The sequence below is a fragment of the Vibrio sp. OPT18 genome (assembly GCF_015163615.1).
GTDB lineage: Bacteria > Pseudomonadota > Gammaproteobacteria > Enterobacterales > Vibrionaceae > Vibrio > Vibrio coralliirubri.
The window spans coordinates 69,411-88,460 of record NZ_JADDYK010000021.1; the positions used below are offsets into that span (position 1 = coordinate 69,411).

Consider the following 19,050-nt stretch of genomic DNA (forward strand, 5'->3'; position numbering starts at 1 on the left):
ATGAAACCAGAAGTACCACTGTTATGGCTACCTGGTTTGTTGTGTGATGAAACGTTGTTCCAAGACGTCAATAAAGAGCTGCCCAATTGGGTGGCTCCTTTTACATGTGACTTGGGAGCCGACACATCCATGCAAGCCTTGGCGAGTAAAGTCCTAGACAATGCCCCTGATAGTTTCGTGCTTGGAGGTTTATCTATGGGCGGAATTCTAGCGTTTGAAGTCTTTCGACAGGCACCACAACGCGTGAAAGGCTTAATCTTAATGGACACCAATTCCGCAGATGAAAAGCCAGAGGTGTCGGAGAAAAGAAATGCTTTAGTCGATAAAGCAAAAGCAGGGGAGTTTGAGTCAATAACCCCTGATATTTTAATGCCAGTGCTCATTCATCCGAACCAGTTAGCGAACCAAGAACTGACTCAACGAATCACGCAAATGGCGAATAATATTGGCGTTGAAAGGTTTGAGGCTCACGCTCAAGCATTGGCGACTCGTCCTGACGCTAGACCATTGCTGGCCGACATTCAGGTTCCGACGTTGATCATTACTGGGAAAGACGACCTGTTATGTCCAATCGATAATCACCTGTTAATGGCAAAGCACATCAAACAGGTATCACTTCATGTCATTCCGGAGTGTGGACACTTATCGACAATGGAGCAGCCTAAGGTTGTGTCGAAACACATTTCGGACTGGTTGAGTAGTCATCAATTTCTGATAATCAGCTCTCGATAACCGGCTCTTGACAACTAATGTTCGACAGCCAATTATTAGTCACCATGAATGAATCTAGTTCTTCTGACGGATGCTAGGTTCGTTTTTTCATTTTTTACAATCGATTTTATTCTTTATAAAACCCTCAAAAAACGCTTTAAACCTTTCCTCTTCAATTCAATAAACTTATTCTCGATAATAATTATTAGCAGTCTAGATTGAATCTGATAAATAAATTTATCTTGTTTTTTTACATAACTCTAATCTGCAGTTTCTCATCGATATATCAAGCTATTTCAATGGTTTGTTGGAGATTAACGTCTGTCCGGAAAGGAAATTGACCGTCATCAAAAGTCCTGAGTGTGAGTAGAAAATATAATATTAGTACTTTAGTGGTATTAGCTGCTGAAGATAATAAAAATCATATCAATAAAATTTTCTCTTTATTAACGATACACTTAGGAATTAATTATGAAGGTATTTGTCCCTACCGAGCATTTCAGTCCTGTCAGTAAGTTTATACACATCGTCTCCGCCGTTGCCTTTATCGGTGCGCTGTTGATCATGCTGCTTGCGCCAGACCCTGATTCATTTGCTTTTGGTGTTCACCAATCTTTGGGCATGTTGGTTATTGTGCTGTATTTGGCTCGTATTGTTTGGATGAACTGGGCGGGAAAGCCGAATGCGCTTGGTACTAAGTTCGAAAAATTTATGGCGCACATGGCTCACTTAGCCTTATATGGCATTTTGATTCTGATGCCGTTATCTGGCCTGCTTATCGCGATGGCAAAAGCCAAAGATACCGTTGTGTTCGGTTTATTCACCATTCCTGGACTTGCGGAGCGTAATTCAGGTTTGATCGATTTTGCTTCTGGTCTCCACTCTTTCTTAGAAATCATCTGTTACCTGCTGGTCGCTATGCACGTTGGTGCAGCGCTTTATCACCACTTTATCCTTAAAGATGAAACCCTTAGCCGAATGATGGGGAAGAAATAATATGACAAAGTTCTCTATAAGAAATAGCGTTTTACTTGCTGCGTTGAGTGGTCTGTCTTTGAGTGCCAATGCTTACAATATGAGTATCTATGACACGGAATTAGACGTCGATTGGAGCGACATTCCTGTGGTTGAGAAAACCATGTTTTTCCCGGGTAAAGTGACCTTCGATTGGATCAATTCACCAGCGCATAAAGGCACGCTCAAAAAAGGCTTTGAAACCAAAACCTGTTCGAGCTGCCACCAAGGGGAGGAAGAAGGCCTTGGTGAAATGTTGGTGCAAGATGACAGGCTAGGTAACTTCCCAGATAAGAAAGGCTCGATTCCTGCCGAGTTCCAGTTTGCACACGATGATGAACATCTTTATGTGAAAGGAACGTGGAAAACGGAATCGCCTTTCCCAGCACGCTTACATGACACGCTTCTTTTCCAAGAAGGCAAATGGACAATCATTGGCGGTGACCGAGGCAAAAACCCTTACACTCCCATCTATGAAGACCGCTTCTCGTTGATGATTGACGATGGCTCTGTATTGCAGTTCCGCGAACAAGGTTGTTGGATGTCTTGCCACCGTGGTGCGCGAGACATTGGCCAAGCAACAGCGAGAGATGTTCAAGCATTGGATGTGGTTGGCGCGTTTGGCTTAGATCAGAAAGACATTCGTAAGTACCTTCCTGAGTCTCGCACTGAGCGTTACGGTGTAAACTGGGACAAAGTGAAGCCACAAGAAGAAATCGATAAGCTGAAAGCGGAAGGGCAGTTTGTTGATTTGATGCAATGGCGTTCGACGCGTTCTGCACCCACCAACAGTGCTGATGATGGTTATGTTTTTGAGTATCGTTTGAACGATAAAGGCACTACTGTGTTTACTTGGAACTTCGACAAGAAAACAGGCCTACCTAAGTATATGTACGATAAGTCTGTAACCGGTTTTTATGCGTTGAATAAAGAAGACTTCAACGACCTCAACAAGAAGATTGCAATGGTCGAAGGCGTTAACGTGATGCCTTACGACGCAAGTAAAATTGAAGAAGGTCAATATCTTCAAGGACGATTAAACCGAGAGGGTGCTGGCTCTGCAGGTGATAACAACCAAGTATTCTCTTCATGGGAAGACGGTAAATACACGGTTATCTTCAAACGTAAGTTGAACACTGGCCACCCCGAAGATGATAAAATCATGGAAATTGGCGGCACTTATGACATGAACATCGCGATTCACGATGGCGAAACAACAACACGTTTCCACTATGTCGCGTTCCCGTTTACGGTTGGTATTGGTGAGGGCTCTGAAGGCAGTGTTATTGCGTTGCCGATCAAGTAACGAGTAACTTCACTTGATGTGAGAAACAATCTTAGGCTCTTGGTTGGTGTGCGATTCGCATAGTCATCAAGAGCCTTATTTGTTCTAATTCAACTAACTGCTGTTTTAACTCAACCAACTGCTGCCCTAACTTTTGCTCTACTTGTCTCTTTGGCTTTATGTTTGCTTAGCTTGATGAGCAACAAACTCTACAAATCTATCCCTGAGTGGGTTTTCACTCTCTCCATTCCAGATTAACCCGACAGGCCAAGTCGCGTGTTCACCTTCTAACTCAATGAATTCTACATCGGTGTTACTAATGTACTGCGCACTGCTGGGTACGATGGTGAATCCGATATTGGCCGAAACCAAGGCAAGCAGGGTGAGGATATCATCGGCTTCTTGCGTCTTAGATAAGTCGATTTTATTGGCAAGACAATATTGTTGAATCTGCTTGTCTAATCCGGGGCCGCGATGTTGGGCCAACTTTAGATAAGGCCATTTCGATAACTCAGAGAGAACTTGAGCTTTGCTCGGCGCTTGCTTGAGAAGGTCTTTGTGTGTTGCTATTACAAGGGAATCATTGAATAGGGTTAGGCTATCTAAATCCGTGGAGTTAGGTATCCGATTGAAGCTGATATCGAGCTCATGGCTCAATAACTCATCCGTCTGTTGCTTAGATGGTGTGTCATTTAAAGTAACATGAACGTCTGGGTATTGCTGTTTATAAGCCGCAATCAGCTTAGGCGCTTCATGATAAGTGGACACGCCAAAGCCAATGTTCAAATGCCCCTGCGTTCCGTTTACCACAGAGCCTGAAAGCTGCTCAAACGCCTGCATTGAATGAACCAAACGTTGGGCTTCTACCAGCAAGGTTTTACCTGCGTGCGTCAGTTCGGCGCCATTTCTGCCACGAGAGAATAGACTCGTCCCAATGTTGGATTCAAGTCGTTGAATCTTTTTGGTAAGAGCTGACTGAGTGATGCAGAGCTGCTCTGATGCCAGGCGATAATTGCCCGATTTAGCTAACTGACAAAATGCTTTCAGTAAATCAAATTCCATTCCAAATGCTCATTGAATTAAGAATATCTTTCATTATATGGAATTGAATCGATTTTTTATACTGAGCTCATACCAATTCGATAAAGAGAAGTTTGAGGGCGAATAATGAAGAGAGACATCAAAGTAGCGTCGGTTCAATTCAATCACCATGCGGGTGACAAGGCGTACAACCTATCTGTGATAGAGCAATATGTTCGACAAGCGGCGGAGAGTGGTGTGGAGATCATTAGCTTCCCGGAGATGTGCATCACTGGCTACTGGCATGTGTCTGCTTTGTCACGAGACAAGATAGAAGCACTAGCGGAACCTGTGCCGAACGGTGAATCCACTCAAAAGCTGATTGCACTGGCAACACAGTTTGGAATCAGTGTTGGGGCGGGTTTGATAGAGCAGGGCATCGATGGTGAGCTATACAACACCTACGTATTCGCCATGCCTAATGGTGAAGTTCAGAAACACCGTAAACTGCACACCTTTGTGAGCCCTCATATGAGTAGCGGCGACCAATACACGGTGTTCGATACGCCGCATGGTTGCAAAGTCGGTATCCTGATTTGTTGGGATAACAACTTGGTTGAGAACGTCCGAATCACTGCTTTGAAAGGGGCTGATATATTGATTGCACCACATCAAACGGGCGGTTGTCAGTCACGTAGCCCCAATGCGATGAAGCGAATTGACCCAGATTTATGGTTTAACCGAGACGAAAACCCAGAGGCGATTCGTGCTGAAATGCAGGGTAAGAATGGACGCGAATGGCTAATGCGTTGGTTGCCTACAAGAGCACACGATAACGGTATGTTTGTGGTGTTCAGCAATGGTGTGGGTGTTGATATGGATGAAGTGAGAACAGGCAATGCGATGATCTTAAGCCCTTATGGTGAAATCATCACAGAGACTGATAGCGTTGATAACGATATGGTGATTGCAGAGCTAAAAGCCAAAGAATTGGAGATGTGTACTGGCAGGCGCTGGATTCGTGGTCGTAAACCTGAACTGTATCATTCACTGACGCAGCCGCTAGGTCTTGAACTGGATCCACACCAAGCACGCTTTGCAGAGAAGTAATGGTGTAAGCTCGGGTGAAAAAGGATGTATTAGTAGCGGTTAAAAGGGTGGGGAAGTTGAAAGAGAAGTGAGGGTTTCTGATGTAGTCTACCCACTTAAATCATGTTTAAGTGGGTAGACTATTCACACATCAAGCACTAAGCATCTAAGTTCTATTCTCAGTGTCTTGTGTGAGAAGAAGTCAGCTCTGATGCACGTAACTGAGCAACGGCTTTCGCTAATTCTAGCTGAGCTTGTGCAAAGTTAATGTCTATGTTGCCCTTGTTGATGTTCTCTAGAGCGGCATATTTTGCTTCTTCTGCGCGAGCGCGGTCAATGTCTTTACCATGCAAGGCCGTGTCGGCTAACAACGTAACCACATCCGGCTGAACTTCCAGCATCCCACCAGAAACATACAGCACTTGGCCTTCTGATTTAGGGTCTGTAACAAACACGGTTACACCCGGCTTGATCTTACTGAGAAGCGGAGAGTGACCGGGGCGGATCCCCAGTTCACCGTCAGCGCCAGAAACGGCTAGGGCATACGCTGGACCTGAAAACAGCGTACCTTCCGCACTTACAATATTAAGTTGAAATGTATTATCTGTAATTCCGATAGCCATGGTGCACCTACCTCTTAGAGTGATTTTGCTTTGTTAAGCACTTCGTCGATAGAGCCACAGTACAAGAATGCTTGTTCTGGGATATCGTCATATTCACCGCTTAACAGACCTTTAAAGCCTCTTAGTGTTTCGCTTAGCGGTACAAAGACACCTTTCTGACCAGTAAACACTTCGGCTACATGGTAAGGCTGCGTTAAGAAGCGTTCAATCTTACGAGCGCGAGATACGGTCTGTTTGTCTTCAGTAGACAGTTCATCCATACCAAGAATCGCGATGATGTCTTTTAGCTCTTTGTAGCGTTGCAGCGTTGTTTGTACTTTTTGTGCAATGTCGTAGTGCTCTTGGCCAACCACAAGCGGGTCCAACTGACGAGAGGTTGAATCCAATGGATCAATCGCAGGGTAGAGGCCCAATGCCGCGATATTACGAGACAGTACAACGGTCGCATCTAAGTGAGCAAAGGTTGTTGCTGGTGATGGATCGGTCAAGTCATCCGCAGGTACGTATACCGCTTGGATAGACGTGATAGAACCTTGTCTAGTCGAAGTGATACGCTCTTGAAGCACACCCATCTCTTCAGCCAGTGTTGGTTGGTAACCTACTGCAGAAGGCATACGACCTAGCAGAGCTGATACTTCAGTCCCGGCAAGCGTGTAACGGTAAATGTTATCAATGAACAACAGTACGTCACGACCTTCATCACGGAAGCGCTCAGCCATAGTCAGACCTGTAAGTGCTACACGTAGACGGTTTCCCGGTGGCTCGTTCATTTGGCCATAAACCATGGCTACTTTGTCTAGTACACCCGCTTCTTTCATCTCGTAGTAGAAGTCGTTACCTTCACGAGTACGCTCACCTACACCGGTAAATACAGAAAGACCTGAGTGGGCTTTGGCGATGTTGTTGATAAGCTCCATCATGTTGACGGTTTTACCTACGCCAGCACCACCGAACAGACCAATTTTACCACCCTTAGCGAATGGACAGATAAGGTCGATAACCTTAACGCCTGTTTCTAGAAGCTCAGTGCTGTTTGCTTGTTCTTCATAAGAAGGGGCTTCACGGTGAATCTCGTAGTTTTCTTTCTGACCTATTTCACCACACTCATCGATAGGTTGACCAAGCACGTTCATGATACGGCCTAGCGTTTCTTCGCCGACAGGAACCGTGATTGGAGAGCCTGTGTTTTCAACCGTTAGGCCACGACGTAAGCCATCTGAAGTACCCATTGCAATACAACGAACGATATTGCTACCCAGTTGTTGTTGTACTTCCAATACTAACGAGCTTGCTTCGTCGCTAGTCACTTTCAATGCATCATAAACGCGTGGGCTGTTGCCGCCGCTGAACTCGACGTCAACCACCGCGCCGATTACTTTAACTATTTTTCCAACACTCATTCTTAAATCCTCAAATTCTGTTCTTGACCCAGTCTTTTCTAGCCCTAGACAGCTTGGGCACCTGAGACTATTTCACTCAGCTCTTGGGTAATGGCAGCCTGACGCGCCTTGTTGTAGACCAACTGCAAGTCATCAATGAGTTGGCCTGCGTTATCAGTCGCCGCTTTCATAGCTACCATTCGGGCTGCTTGCTCACAGGCAATGCTCTCAACAATGCCTTGATACACTTGCGATTCGATGTATCGATGTAACAGTTCTGAGAGTATGTCTTTGGGTGCTTGCTCATAGATGTAGTCCCAACGACGCGCTTTTTTAGGCTCACCACCTTCCTCTGAATCTGAAGGGTGGGGGAGCAACTGCAAGGTCGTTGGCGCTTGAACCATGGTGTTGACGAACTGGTTGTAAACGAGATACAAGCTATCGATCTTGCCTTCGTCATAATGCCCGAGCATCGCATTCACCGTACCTAAGATGTCTTCTAACTTAGGTGTATCGCCAAGACCTGACGTTTGTGCAATAACGTTGCCGCCGCGTTGGAAGAACGAGATAGCCTTAGATCCCACTAAGGTTGTTTCTACCTCGACTCCCTTGGTGCGCCATTGCTCCATTTCTTCTAACACTTTCTTGAACAAGTTTGAGTTCAAGCCGCCACACAAGCCGCGATCGGACGAGATAATGATGTAAGCGACACGCTTAGGTTCACGCTGTTGCAGGTAAGGGTGCTGGTACTCCAGTGAACCCGATGCAACATGAGAGATAACTTTTCGCATGTTCTCGGCGTAGGGACGAGTTAGCGTCATGTTGTCTTGAACCTTGCGCATCTTACTTGCTGCAACCATTTCCATTGCGCTAGTGATTTTCTGAGTGTTACTAACACTGGCTATCTTGGTGCGAATTTCTTTAGTACTTGCCATAACCTGCTCCTATTTGTTTTGATTTCCAGCTAACAAACCGGAGCACTTACCAAGCTTTCATCCCAACAAAACCTTCTAGGATCTCTTTAAGATCGCCGTCGATTTCGTCGTTGTAATCGCCTGTCGCGTTGATTTTTTCGAATAACGCAGGGTTTTGACCTTTGGCATAAGCAATCAGCTCTTCTTCAAAACGGGCAATGTTGCTTAGCTCAACACCGGCCAAGTAGCCTTTCTCTGCCGCGTAGATAACCGTTGCTTGCTCAGCGACTGACATAGGAGAGTATTGTTTTTGCTTCATTAGTTCGGTAACACGCTCACCATGGTCTAGCTGTTTGCGCGTCATCTCATCTAAGTCAGAAGAGAATTGAGCAAAGGCCGCCAGCTCGCGATATTGAGCTAATGAAGTACGGATACCACCAGACAATTTCTTAATGATCTTGCACTGCGCTGCACCACCCACACGAGATACCGAGATACCTGGGTCTACTGCAGGACGTAGGCCTGAGTTAAACAATTGGGTTTGAAGGAAAACCTGACCATCGGTGATTGAGATTACGTTGGTTGGTACAAACGCTGATACGTCACCCGCTTGAGTTTCAATGATCGGAAGCGCCGTTAATGAGCCAGTTTGACCTTTCACTTCACCGTTGGTGAACTTCTCTACATACTCTGCATTCACTCGTGCTGCACGTTCTAGAAGGCGTGAGTGAAGGTAGAATACGTCGCCAGGGAAGGCTTCACGACCCGGTGGGCGTTTCAGTAGCAACGAGATTTGACGGTAAGCAACAGCTTGCTTTGATAGGTCATCATAGATGATCAATGCATCTTCACCGCGGTCACGGAAGTATTCACCCATGGTGCAACCCGCATAAGGTGCTAGGTATTGAAGCGCTGCAGACTCTGACGCTGATGCCACGACGACGATGGTGTTTTTTAGCGCATCGTGGTCTTCGAGTTTACGAACCACGTTAGCGATAGTGGAGGCTTTTTGGCCAATCGCCACATACACACATTTGATGCCAGAATCTTTCTGATTGATGATCGCATCGATAGCTAACGCTGTTTTACCCGTCTGACGGTCACCGATGATAAGTTCACGTTGACCACGACCGATTGGCACCATGGTATCAACCGCTTTGTAGCCAGTTTGAATAGGTTGATCAACAGACTTACGTTCGATTACACCGGGTGCAATCACTTCTACAGGGTCGAGTCGGTCACAACTTACTGGGCCTTTGCCATCGATTGGCTCGCCTAATGTGTTTACTACACGGCCAAGAAGTCCGTTACCGACGGGTACTTCCAAGATACGACCTGTACCTTTCACTTTCATACCTTCAGAGAGGTCAGTGTAGGGGCCCATAACCACCGCACCTACTGAGTGGGTATCGAGGTTAAGTGCGAGTGCGTATTTACCACCTGGTAGCTCAATCATCTCGCCTTGCATAACATCAGCAAGGCCATTGATTGTGATGATGCCATCACGAACCGATACGATAGTACCTTCGTTGCGAGCCTCGGTGCTCACATTAAATTTCGAGATGCGTTCTTTAATTAGATCGCTGATTTCATTTGAATTTAATTGCATAATTGTTACCTATCTCGCGTGAAGTTGATGAGCCAATCGGTCAATTGATGTGTTTAAAGAACCATCGATAACGGTTTCACCCGCCTTGATGACTATTCCACCCACTAACGTGTCATCAATAACCTGCTTCATTTCAACCTGACGCTCTAATTTCTTCTCAAGTGCAGCTGTTAATGACGTAACTTGATCCTGTGTCAGCATTTCGGAACTGGTGACAGTGACAGGCACTACACGTTCATGTTCGTCCTTTAGCTCGCAGAACAATTCAAACAGGTCTCTTACAACAGAAAGGCGGCCGTTCTCGGCCAAGACTCGAATAAGATTAATGACGTGGTCATCAACGAGTCCTTGGCAAATATGAATGATGAGGTTTGCCAGCTCTTCTGTTTGGTGTGTAGAAGCACCTTCTGCTGAAGAAATCTGACTAGCGATCGTTTCTTCTTCCGCGACAGCCACAAGAATGGACAGCATTGAGTGCCACTCTTGTAACTGGTTTTCACCTAAAGCAAATTCAAACGATGCTTTGGCGTAGGGATGAGCAATATTGGTGTAATCTGACATATTGCCTCTCCTTAGAGTTCGCTAATCATTTGGTCAACTAGCGCTCGGTTCGTTGCGGAATCTAGGTTTTTGCTAATCAGTTTCTGTGCACTTTGAATCACTGCGTCTGCCATATCCGCCTGAAGTTCACGGCGTATCTTTTGGCGTTCGCCTTCTAGCTCAGCTCTACCTTGTTCTAAGATGCGTGCCTTTTCTTGCTCGGCTTCTTGTTGCGCTAAGCTGATGATTTCATTGCGGCGTTTTCGGCCTTGTTCAACCAGTTCAGTCACATCTTTTCTTGCATCTTCGATGAGTTGCGCGCCATTTGATTTCGCTAGTTCTAGCTCTTTCGCAGCGTTCTCTGAGTGGCGTAAACCATCAGCGATTTCTTTTTGGCGCTCGTCTAACATCGCGGTGAGAGGGGGCCATACATATTTCATGCAGAGCCAAACAAAAATCACGAATGAGATTGCTTGTCCAAACATGCTTGCATTTAAGTTCATACCTTCCTCACTAAATCTTGATTATGTATAAATCGATCTTTCAAAGCGGTTTGATTAAGCCACGGCGAAGATGATGTATAGACCGATACCAACACCGATCATCGGTACCGCATCCACAAGACCCATCATGATGAAGAATTGAGTACGAAGCATTGGAGTAAGGTCTGGTTGACGCGCAACACCTTCAAGGTATTTACCTGCTAAGTTACCAATACCAGATGCTGCACCTGCTGCACCTAAACCGATCAGTAATGCACCTGCTACATATAAAACTGCGCTTACGATATCCATTTGTATCTCCGAAAATAATTTGTTAGTTAATTTTTTAGTTATTAATTAGTGGTGTTCTTCTGTTGCCATTCCTAAATAAACAACGGTCAGTACCATAAATATAAATGCTTGTAAGAATACGATTAATATGTGGAATAAGGCCCAAGGTACACTCAGTGCCCACTGCATCCACCAAGGCATTAGTGCAATAAGGATGAATATCATCTCGCCTGCATACATATTTCCGAATAATCGTAAGCCTAGTGATATTGGCTTTGAAATTAATGTTATTAATTCAAGAACTAAGTTAACAGGATATAAAAGAGGGTTATCAAATGGCTGAGTAGTTAGCTCTTTGATAAAGCCTTTCAAACCTTTATTTTTAAATGTATAGGTTAACAGTAGAATAAACACACCGAGTGCCATCGACATTGGTATATTTACGTCTGCTGTTGGTAGGTCTCTAAAGTGCTCTAGACCCACAGCTCGAGTTAACCCCGGGATTAAATCAATGGGTAATAGGTCGACTGCATTCATTAACAATACCCAAACAAAAGTGGTTAATGCCAGTGGTCCTATTAATTTATCTTCCGCTTGAAAAATCTCTTTGACGAGATTATTCACAAAGTCAAAGACAAGCTCGATAAAACATTGAAAACGACCTGGAACGCCGCTAGTGCCACGAGTGGCAACATAGCGAAATGCACCGATGAAAAGTAAACCTGTAATCCAAGATACCAACATCGAGTCAATGTTAAACGCCCAGAAACCATCACCTGTAGTTAAGAAGGTTAAGTGATGCTCTATGTATTCGTGAGCGGTAGTTACTTGATCCATACTACGCGTACTCCGATCTATTAGAGGCGGTAATAAACGGTGTTAAGAAGTATCCAACCATAGTAAAGATGTACGCATATAATATTACTGGGTTATCCAATTTGAAGAATTGGAACGCCAAGATAAACATCAAAAACGTATATGTTATTTTTACGACACGACTCATTTGCATTAAGTCACGTAAACTATAATTAGGATTCTTACGCACCTTTAGGCTTGCATATATAAATCCAAACAGCGGTGGCAACATTGCAATTACGATGCCCAAAGCTGATGATTCCATATCTACTTTATTACCAAAAAACACTTCATATAAAACTACACCGATGGCTAATACTATTTGGCAGAGAACAACTCTTTTAGCGGCAACAAGGATGTCGCTACTAATCCCATTAAGCCTCATAATAAAACCTTATGCTAAACAGTGTAAGTTAATATAAAACACAGTTTAAATTTAACTTGTTACTACATTTCACTTGTTAATAACACTTGATTTGCTTTAAAGAAAAACCCTTGCTGGTTTTATATCTCCTGACGAAATGAAACGAATTAAGCTAATTCACTATCGTTTCGACAAAATATAAATTACGCCTAAAATTATGTGATCAAAACGACAAATATTGACATCAATAATTCCATTTTTGAAATGAGTGTTTTTCATTTATGAAAGTAATAGTTCTATCACTTTATTCATGAATATTTAAGATGCTTTATCCTTGTGAAAAAGAGGGTCTTTTTAGAAGGGAGTAGCGAGCTAAATTTTCAACTTATGATCTTATCAATTAAGACTATTCAAACACTTAGGTTCATTTACAAGCTGAGTTGTGAAGTGTGATTTCGGTAGGGGTTAAGCTTGTTTGAGGCAATGATGGAAGATCTGGTTTTTCTGGTAAATTAAACGTACGTCGCTCCTTATCAATAAGCGAATATTTTTTATATTGTTGTCAGCTTGTCACTATTTGCGTGCGCGAGAGTGAAAATTCAGCGCCTAAATGTTGATGATATAGGAGTGAAATGGGGGACTGGGTGTGCGAGAAGCATGGTGCGGCGAAGAAACACCGAGTTTTGAGGAAGTAAATGGCAGCAAAACGCTGCCTAACTTACTTAATCTAGGCTCAGTTATTACTCTTCATAACTGAGGTATTGAATACATAAGTCATGAAAAGCCTGTGCTTGTGGCGAGATTGTACGATCAGACAATCTGAAAATGCCGATTTGTCGTTGCAAGGGCGGGTCAATTAACGGAATCCACACCAAGCGGGTTTCATTGGTTGGGAAAGCCAGCTTAGGTAGCGTGGTCACGCCTATCCCGAGCTCTAACACCGAAAACAGTGAGGTAATGTTCTCGACTGAGTACAGGGCTTGTTCACTGAGCATTCGCGCGGGTGTTGGGTCCAGTAGGGTGCAAGTCCCGTTACGAATGAAGGGCTGCTTTAACAAGGTTTGCCATTCGATTCCTTCCCGTTGAGAGGCAATAGGGTTGTCTTTGAGGCACACCACACCGATAGGATCAGAAAGCAAAGGCGTGAAGTCGATGCTCTCTTCTTCTAAATGGGAGCTATTTCCGAGGGCAACATCCACCTCGCCAGAGAGTAATCTTGCTTCTACCCCTGCCGCATTATCATCAATCAAACTCACTTCTACATTCGGGTACTGCTCACAAAAAGCCCCTAAAACACTAGGGATGAGTTTTGCGGCCACCGAAGGCACGCTCGCTATTCGAACTCTTCCTTGTTGTCCTGCTGCCGCTGCGCGTAAGTCATTGTCTAATGCTTTGTAAACGTTAAGAAATTGAATGATCTTGGGCAAGCATATTTCTCCAAAAGGCGTCAGTGTCGATTTGTTGCCTGTTTCAAACAGAGGTTGGCCGAGTATTTTTTCCAACTCTTTTATCGAAGTCGAAAGTGCCGCTTGCGATCGATTTGCACGGTGAGATGCGGCTCGAAATCCACCTTCTTCGACCACCAAAACAAAATGTTTTAACTGTTGTAGCTTAATACTCATGGCGCGAATCCTTCTCTAGCCCTTGCTATACCTTACTTTTTGCAAGGTGATAGATTTTATTTATCAAATGCACAAAATTTACCGTTAGATTTATCAGTCGTCAAGGTGCAGTATTTAACCATCTTGAAACATAGTTGTTACAAAGTTGGATGGAATCGTGAACGCACAAACTAAAAAACACCCAGTAAAAACCGAGCTTTTCGCTTCAAAAGCACCCCTAGAGTGGGCAATCGTTAATAACGGCACTCTATACACCGCGCAGATTCCAATTGATGAAACTGGCGCAGTAGTAGAAGGCGGTATTGAAGCGCAAACGCGTCAGACTTTTAACAACCTTGTTCATACGTTGGAGTGTGCAGGCGAATCTATGGATTCAGTGCTGCAAGTTCTGATTTACGTGACAGACCGTGAATACCTAAAAACGGTAAACAGCGTATACGGAGAATACTTCAATGCACCTTATCCAAACCGTGCTGCGGTCGTCGTTGCAGGGTTAGCAAGAGAAGAGATGTTGGTTGAGTTCGTGGTTTACGCATCAGCCTCTCAACCTGAATAAAGATACTGTGAACTGAGGCAATTTGCGGATTAAAGCTGTTTTGAATTAAAGCGGTTTATTGATACAAGCGACTTGGTTCAGTTTTAGATACAAGATTTAAACGTAATTACTTATATAAATTAACGTTTTATTCATTAATCAGATGGTTGCCAGACTCAACCGCAACCTAACCGTTACAAGGACAGAATGATGACTCAATTACAGAATGTTCAAGCAGAAAACGCACTTTACATTGGCGGCGAATGGCAAGCGGGTGTAAGCACCGTAGCGAACATTAACCCATCAGATATTTCTGAAAACATCGGTAACTTTGCACAAGCAAGTGCTGAACAAGTTCAACAAGCGATTTCAGCAGCAAAGCACGCTCAACCAGAGTGGGAAAAAACGCCGATTGAGCGTAAACAAGCAGTACTTCAAGCAATTGGTGATGAGCTGATTGCACGTTGTGATGAACTAGGTACGTTACTTTCTCGTGAAGAAGGTAAGCCTTTTGCTGAAGGTCGAGGCGAAATTTACCGTGCAGGTCAGTTTTTCCAATACTTCGCGGCTGAAGTGCTTCGTCAAATTGGCGACAACGCAGAATCAGTTCGCCCAGGTGTTTCTGTTGAAGTGACTCGTGAAGCTGTTGGTGTTATTGGCATCATCTCTCCTTGGAACTTCCCGACGGCAACAGCAGCTTGGAAAATCGCTCCAGCACTGGCTTTCGGTAACAGCGTTATCTGGAAACCAGCAAACCTAACACCAGCAAGTGCGGTTGCGCTTACTGAAATTATCCACCGTCAAGGTATCCCAGCAGGCACGTTCAACCTTGTTCTAGGTAGCGGTTCAACAGTCGGTGATGCACTGATCAACTCTAAAGAAGTGAATGGTGTGAGCTTTACTGGTTCCGTTGATACGGGTCGTAAGGTTGCCGCTGCTACAGCGCCAAACTTCGTTCGTTGCCAACTAGAGATGGGCAGTAAGAACGCACTAGTGGTTGCAGATGATGCGGATATCCAAACAGCCGTTGATGCAACGATCGCAGGTTCATTCTCTGGCGCAGGCCAAAAATGTACAGCATCTTCTCGTCTAGTGGTTATGGATGGCATTCACGACCAATACGTTGAAGCACTAATCAAACGTATGAGCGAGCTGAAAGTGGGTCACGCACTAGAAGACGGCGTGTTCATGGGCCCTGTTGTTGACGGCAACCAACTTGAAGCGAACCTAGGTTGGGTTGAGAAAGCACGTCAAAGCGGCGGTGAGCTAGCATTTGGTGGCGAACGCCTAAGCATGAAACACGAAGGCTTCTACATGTCTCCAACGCTGTTCTTGAACACGAAGAACGATTGGGAAGTGAACCAAGAAGAAGTGTTTGCACCAATGGCAAGCGTGATTCGTGTGGCAGATTTAGAGGAAGCTATTGCGACGACCAACGATACTCGCTTTGGCCTAACGGGCGGCATCATTACTCAAAGCCTACGTACTAGCGCAATGTTCAAGCAACAAGCGCAAACAGGTTGTGTGATGGTGAACCTACCAACAGCGGGCACTGATTACCACGTACCGTTTGGTGGTCGTAAAGAGTCTAGCTTCGGTCCTCGTGAGCAAGGTCAATACGCGAAAGAGTTCTACACAGTAGTGAAGACGGCTTACCAGCGTCCTTACTAGTTAGCTCTCTATTAATTGACGTTCTATTGATGAAAAGTGGCCTGATTCACAGAGTCAGGCCTGCACCCAAACCCAACACAGCAAATGAAATTAGAGACGTGATTTAACCCATTTTTGAAAACATGTTGTTTGAGCGTGTTTTCAAAACCGAGCTAGAACACTGAGCTTTCAATAGGAGTGGTTATGTACCAGCAACGGATTGTTATAGATGGATTGCAATACTGCAATTGGAACAGAGAATATTTCCAAACACTAAAGGCGAGCGGCATTACAGCAGTTCACGCTACCGCGGTTTACCACGAGACAGCTCGTGAAACCTTATCTCGCTTTGCAGAGTGGAACTTAAGATTCGAGCAGAATGCAGACATTATCATGCCGATTCATTCAATGGCTGATGTTGAAACTGCAAAAGCGACCGGCAAAGTCGGCATTTTTCTTGGTGCTCAAAACTGTTCTCCAATCGATGATGAGATTGGTCTTATCGAAGTGATGCGCAAGCAAGGTCTTTTGATCATGCAGCTTACTTACAACAACCAGAGCTTATTGGCGACAGGTTGTTACGAGAAGAACGATACCGGTATCACGCGCTTTGGTAAGCAAGCTATCGAAGAGATGAATCGAGTGGGGATGATCATCGATATGTCTCACAGTGCGGAGCGTTCAACGCTTGAGGCGATTGATCTGTCTTCTCGTCCTATTTGTATCAGCCACGCGAACCCAACGTTTGCTCATGATGCACTACGAAACAAATCAAACGATGTGATTAAAGCCCTAACCGCACGCGGTGGCTTAATCGGATTCAGCTTATACCCATTCCACCTACCAAACGGCAGTCAATGTACGTTGGAAGACTTCTGCCAAATGGTTGCGACGACAGCCGACATGGTTGGCGTTGAACACCTAGGAATTGGCAGTGACCTATGCTTAAACCAACCACAAGCCGTTCTTGAATGGATGAGAAATGGTCGTTGGTCGAAGGCAATGGACTACGGCGAAGGCTCTGCAAACAACTCAGGTTGGCCAGACGCATTGCCTTGGTTCTGTGGTAGTTCGGGTATGGAAAATATCTATAACGGATTGATGCGTCATGGTTTCAGTGAGTCTGAAGCTGGGCAAGTCTTGGGAGAAAACTGGTTTAACTTCTTGAAAGATGGCCTAGAGCCGCAAAGCAAGGGTTAAGCGTTTCTCGCTAGTCATCATCTAATAGGCAGCCTGTTAACAGACGTTCATTTAGTCAGTGCTGCTTTAATCAAATTCATTATTTAAAAGGAACAACGGTCTATTTCGCAACGCGGTAACCCAAACATGGATTAGCCTGCCCAACACAAAAAACAATAGGGCGGGTGTTAAATACACCCTTGTAGTCATCATTCAAATGACAGCTGCAAAGAAACCTCTGGAGTCAGAGTATGTCTGATTTAACCAATAGCGTGAAATCTTCAAACGTAAATGCGGGTCAAGCACACACAACAAGTAATAAAATAAGTAACACAAACCAGTCTGAATCGACGTCAGACAAATTAGGACTTACCAACCCAGCACTATGGTACAGCGGCGGTTTTATCGCTCTGTTCGTAACGCTTGCTTTATTTGATGGCGAGCTGCTATCAAGCCTAGTAAACACAGGCTTTGCTTGGTCGGTAAAAGTATTCGGTCCTTATTGGCAAATGCTTCTTCTTCTGACTTTTCTTATTGGTCTTGGCCTGGCGGCAGGGCGAACAGGCAAGGTTATCCTAGGTGGTATTGCTAAACCTGAAATGGATGGCTTCCGTTGGATGGCTATCATCTTCTGTACGCTACTTGCGGGTGGCGGTGTATTTTGGGCGGCAGCAGAGCCTATCGCACACTACGTTAATCCACCACCGTTATATGGTGCTCAAGAGAACGCACAGCAAGGTGCAGTGAACGCGTTATCGCAGTCATTCATGCACTGGGGCTTCCTAGCGTGGGCAATTGTGGGCAGCTTAACGTCTATCGTAGTTATGCACCTTCACTATGACAAAGGCTTACCGCTTAAACCTCGTATTCTGCTTTACCCTGTATTAGGTGAAAGAGCACTGAAAGGCCATACAGGCGCGCTGATTGATGCATGTTGTATTGTTGCAGTAGCAGCGGGCACCATCGGCCCGATCGGCTTCTTGGGCTTGCAAGTGAGCTACGCGCTGAACGAACTGTTTGGTATTCCAGATGGCTTCACTACACAGCTGATCATCATCTTATTCGCTATCGTTCTTTACACACTGTCGGCATTAAGTGGTCTTAACCGAGGAATGCAAATGCTAAGCCGTTACAACGTAATTTTGGCGATGGCATTGATGGTCTACATTCTGATTTTCGGTCCAACAAACTTCATTTTCAATGGCTACATCCAAGGTGTAGGCAGCATGATTGATAACTTCATCCCGATGGCAACATATCGTGGTGACGAAGGTTGGTTGAGCTGGTGGACAGTATTCTTCTGGGGTTGGTTCTTAGGTTACGGCCCAATGATGGCAATCTTCATCGCACGTATTTCACGCGGTCGTAGTATTCGCCAATTGGTATCAACGATTAGCTTGATTGCACCGTTTGTTACTTGCTTCTGGTTCACGATTGTTGGCGGCTCTGGTCTTGCGTTCGAAATCGCAGATCCAGGCAGTGTAAGTAAAGCGTTTGAAGGTTTTAACTTACCAGGTGCGCTACTGGCGGTAACTCAGCAACTACCAATGCCAATGCTTATCTCAATTCTGTTCTTGATCTTAACCACGATCTTCATCGTAACGACCGGTGATTCAATGACTTACACCATCAGTGTGGTGATCAGTGGTGAGACAGAACCGAATGCAATTATTCGTACCTTCTGGGGTGTGATGATGGGGGTAACAGCGTTAATTCTGATTTCCCTTGGTTCTGGCGGTATTTCAGCGCTGCAATCCTTCATTGTTATCACCGCGGTACCGGTGTCCTTAATCTTGCTGCCATCACTTTGGAATGCGCCTCAAATCGCAATCAAGATGGCAAAAGAGCAAGGTTTTTAGAGAGCAGGGTTTTTAAACAAAAGGGCTCT

Annotated in this window: 19 protein-coding genes; 8 read left to right on the forward strand and 11 right to left on the reverse strand. The window is 44.8% G+C overall.

Annotated features, from left to right (window positions below; translation table 11 throughout):
• The 3 genes from IQQ51_RS02790 (at nt 1) to IQQ51_RS02800 (ending at nt 3,031) form a co-directional block, all read left to right on the forward strand.
• Complete coding sequence (locus IQQ51_RS02790) at nt 1-732, forward strand: alpha/beta fold hydrolase (protein WP_048608590.1); 732 nt, start codon at nt 1-3, stop codon at nt 730-732.
• 450 nt (nt 733-1,182) lie between these two features.
• Nucleotides 1,183-1,707 (forward strand): cytochrome b, encoded by a 525-nt coding sequence (locus tag IQQ51_RS02795; RefSeq protein WP_048608589.1) that lies wholly within the window; start codon nt 1,183-1,185, stop codon nt 1,705-1,707.
• Nucleotide 1,708: 1 nt separating this feature from the next.
• Entirely contained in the window at nt 1,709-3,031 is a 1,323-nt protein-coding gene (locus IQQ51_RS02800; RefSeq protein WP_048608588.1) for an ethylbenzene dehydrogenase-related protein, read from the forward strand.
• A gap of 156 nt (nt 3,032-3,187) precedes the next feature.
• Here the strand turns inward: IQQ51_RS02800 and IQQ51_RS02805 are convergent, their stop codons facing one another.
• Nucleotides 3,188-4,072 carry a LysR family transcriptional regulator gene (locus IQQ51_RS02805; protein ID WP_193840303.1) on the reverse strand — a complete coding sequence of 295 codons (885 nt, stop codon included), beginning with the start codon at nt 4,070-4,072 and terminating at the stop codon, nt 3,188-3,190.
• A 105-nt stretch (nt 4,073-4,177) separates the two neighbouring features.
• On the opposite strand from IQQ51_RS02805, the gene IQQ51_RS02810 reads away from it, so the two are divergent.
• Nucleotides 4,178-5,140, forward strand: coding sequence for a nitrilase family protein (locus IQQ51_RS02810; protein ID WP_193840304.1), 963 nt, complete (start codon nt 4,178-4,180; stop codon nt 5,138-5,140).
• Between the two features lie 158 nt (nt 5,141-5,298).
• Here the strand turns inward: IQQ51_RS02810 and IQQ51_RS02815 are convergent, their stop codons facing one another.
• The 10 genes from IQQ51_RS02815 to IQQ51_RS02860 form a co-directional block, all read right to left on the reverse strand.
• On the reverse strand, nt 5,299-5,742 hold the full coding sequence (locus IQQ51_RS02815; RefSeq protein WP_017060844.1) for a F0F1 ATP synthase subunit epsilon: 444 nt from the start codon (nt 5,740-5,742) through the stop codon (nt 5,299-5,301).
• A 14-nt stretch (nt 5,743-5,756) separates the two neighbouring features.
• A complete protein-coding gene (atpD, locus tag IQQ51_RS02820; RefSeq protein ID WP_019820615.1) occupies nt 5,757-7,142 on the reverse strand; it encodes a F0F1 ATP synthase subunit beta in 1,386 nt (461 codons plus the stop codon).
• A 44-nt stretch (nt 7,143-7,186) separates the two neighbouring features.
• Nucleotides 7,187-8,056, reverse strand: coding sequence for a F0F1 ATP synthase subunit gamma (gene atpG, locus IQQ51_RS02825; RefSeq protein ID WP_017064727.1), 870 nt, complete (start codon nt 8,054-8,056; stop codon nt 7,187-7,189).
• A 46-nt stretch (nt 8,057-8,102) separates the two neighbouring features.
• Complete coding sequence (gene atpA, locus IQQ51_RS02830) at nt 8,103-9,644, reverse strand: F0F1 ATP synthase subunit alpha (protein ID WP_193840305.1); 1,542 nt, start codon at nt 9,642-9,644, stop codon at nt 8,103-8,105.
• Between the two features lie 9 nt (nt 9,645-9,653).
• Entirely contained in the window at nt 9,654-10,205 is a 552-nt protein-coding gene (locus IQQ51_RS02835; protein ID WP_193840306.1) for a F0F1 ATP synthase subunit delta, read from the reverse strand.
• 11 nt (nt 10,206-10,216) lie between these two features.
• On the reverse strand, nt 10,217-10,687 hold the full coding sequence (locus IQQ51_RS02840) for a F0F1 ATP synthase subunit B (RefSeq protein ID WP_017060839.1): 471 nt from the start codon (nt 10,685-10,687) through the stop codon (nt 10,217-10,219).
• Nucleotides 10,688-10,741: 54 nt separating this feature from the next.
• Nucleotides 10,742-10,978: a F0F1 ATP synthase subunit C gene (atpE, locus tag IQQ51_RS02845; protein WP_004730405.1), complete on the reverse strand. Its 237-nt coding sequence runs from the start codon at nt 10,976-10,978 to the stop codon at nt 10,742-10,744.
• Nucleotides 10,979-11,023: 45 nt separating this feature from the next.
• A complete protein-coding gene (gene atpB, locus IQQ51_RS02850; protein ID WP_048608583.1) occupies nt 11,024-11,794 on the reverse strand; it encodes a F0F1 ATP synthase subunit A in 771 nt (256 codons plus the stop codon).
• 1 nt (nt 11,795) lies between these two features.
• Nucleotides 11,796-12,197, reverse strand: coding sequence for an ATP synthase subunit I (locus IQQ51_RS02855; RefSeq protein ID WP_048608582.1), 402 nt, complete (start codon nt 12,195-12,197; stop codon nt 11,796-11,798).
• Between the two features lie 719 nt (nt 12,198-12,916).
• A complete protein-coding gene (locus IQQ51_RS02860) occupies nt 12,917-13,798 on the reverse strand; it encodes a LysR family transcriptional regulator (RefSeq protein ID WP_048608581.1) in 882 nt (293 codons plus the stop codon).
• A gap of 157 nt (nt 13,799-13,955) precedes the next feature.
• Here IQQ51_RS02860 and IQQ51_RS02865 point away from each other — a divergent pair, with 157 nt between their 5' ends.
• The 4 genes from IQQ51_RS02865 (at nt 13,956) to IQQ51_RS02880 (ending at nt 19,021) form a co-directional block, all read left to right on the forward strand.
• Nucleotides 13,956-14,354 carry a RidA family protein gene (locus IQQ51_RS02865; protein WP_004730412.1) on the forward strand — a complete coding sequence of 133 codons (399 nt, stop codon included), beginning with the start codon at nt 13,956-13,958 and terminating at the stop codon, nt 14,352-14,354.
• Between the two features lie 189 nt (nt 14,355-14,543).
• Complete coding sequence (locus IQQ51_RS02870; RefSeq protein ID WP_050650528.1) at nt 14,544-16,004, forward strand: aldehyde dehydrogenase family protein; 1,461 nt, start codon at nt 14,544-14,546, stop codon at nt 16,002-16,004.
• 183 nt (nt 16,005-16,187) lie between these two features.
• Entirely contained in the window at nt 16,188-17,183 is a 996-nt protein-coding gene (locus IQQ51_RS02875; RefSeq protein WP_048608578.1) for a membrane dipeptidase, read from the forward strand.
• Nucleotides 17,184-17,413: 230 nt separating this feature from the next.
• Complete coding sequence (locus IQQ51_RS02880; RefSeq protein ID WP_193840307.1) at nt 17,414-19,021, forward strand: BCCT family transporter; 1,608 nt, start codon at nt 17,414-17,416, stop codon at nt 19,019-19,021.
• Nucleotides 19,022-19,050: the final 29 nt, after the last annotated feature.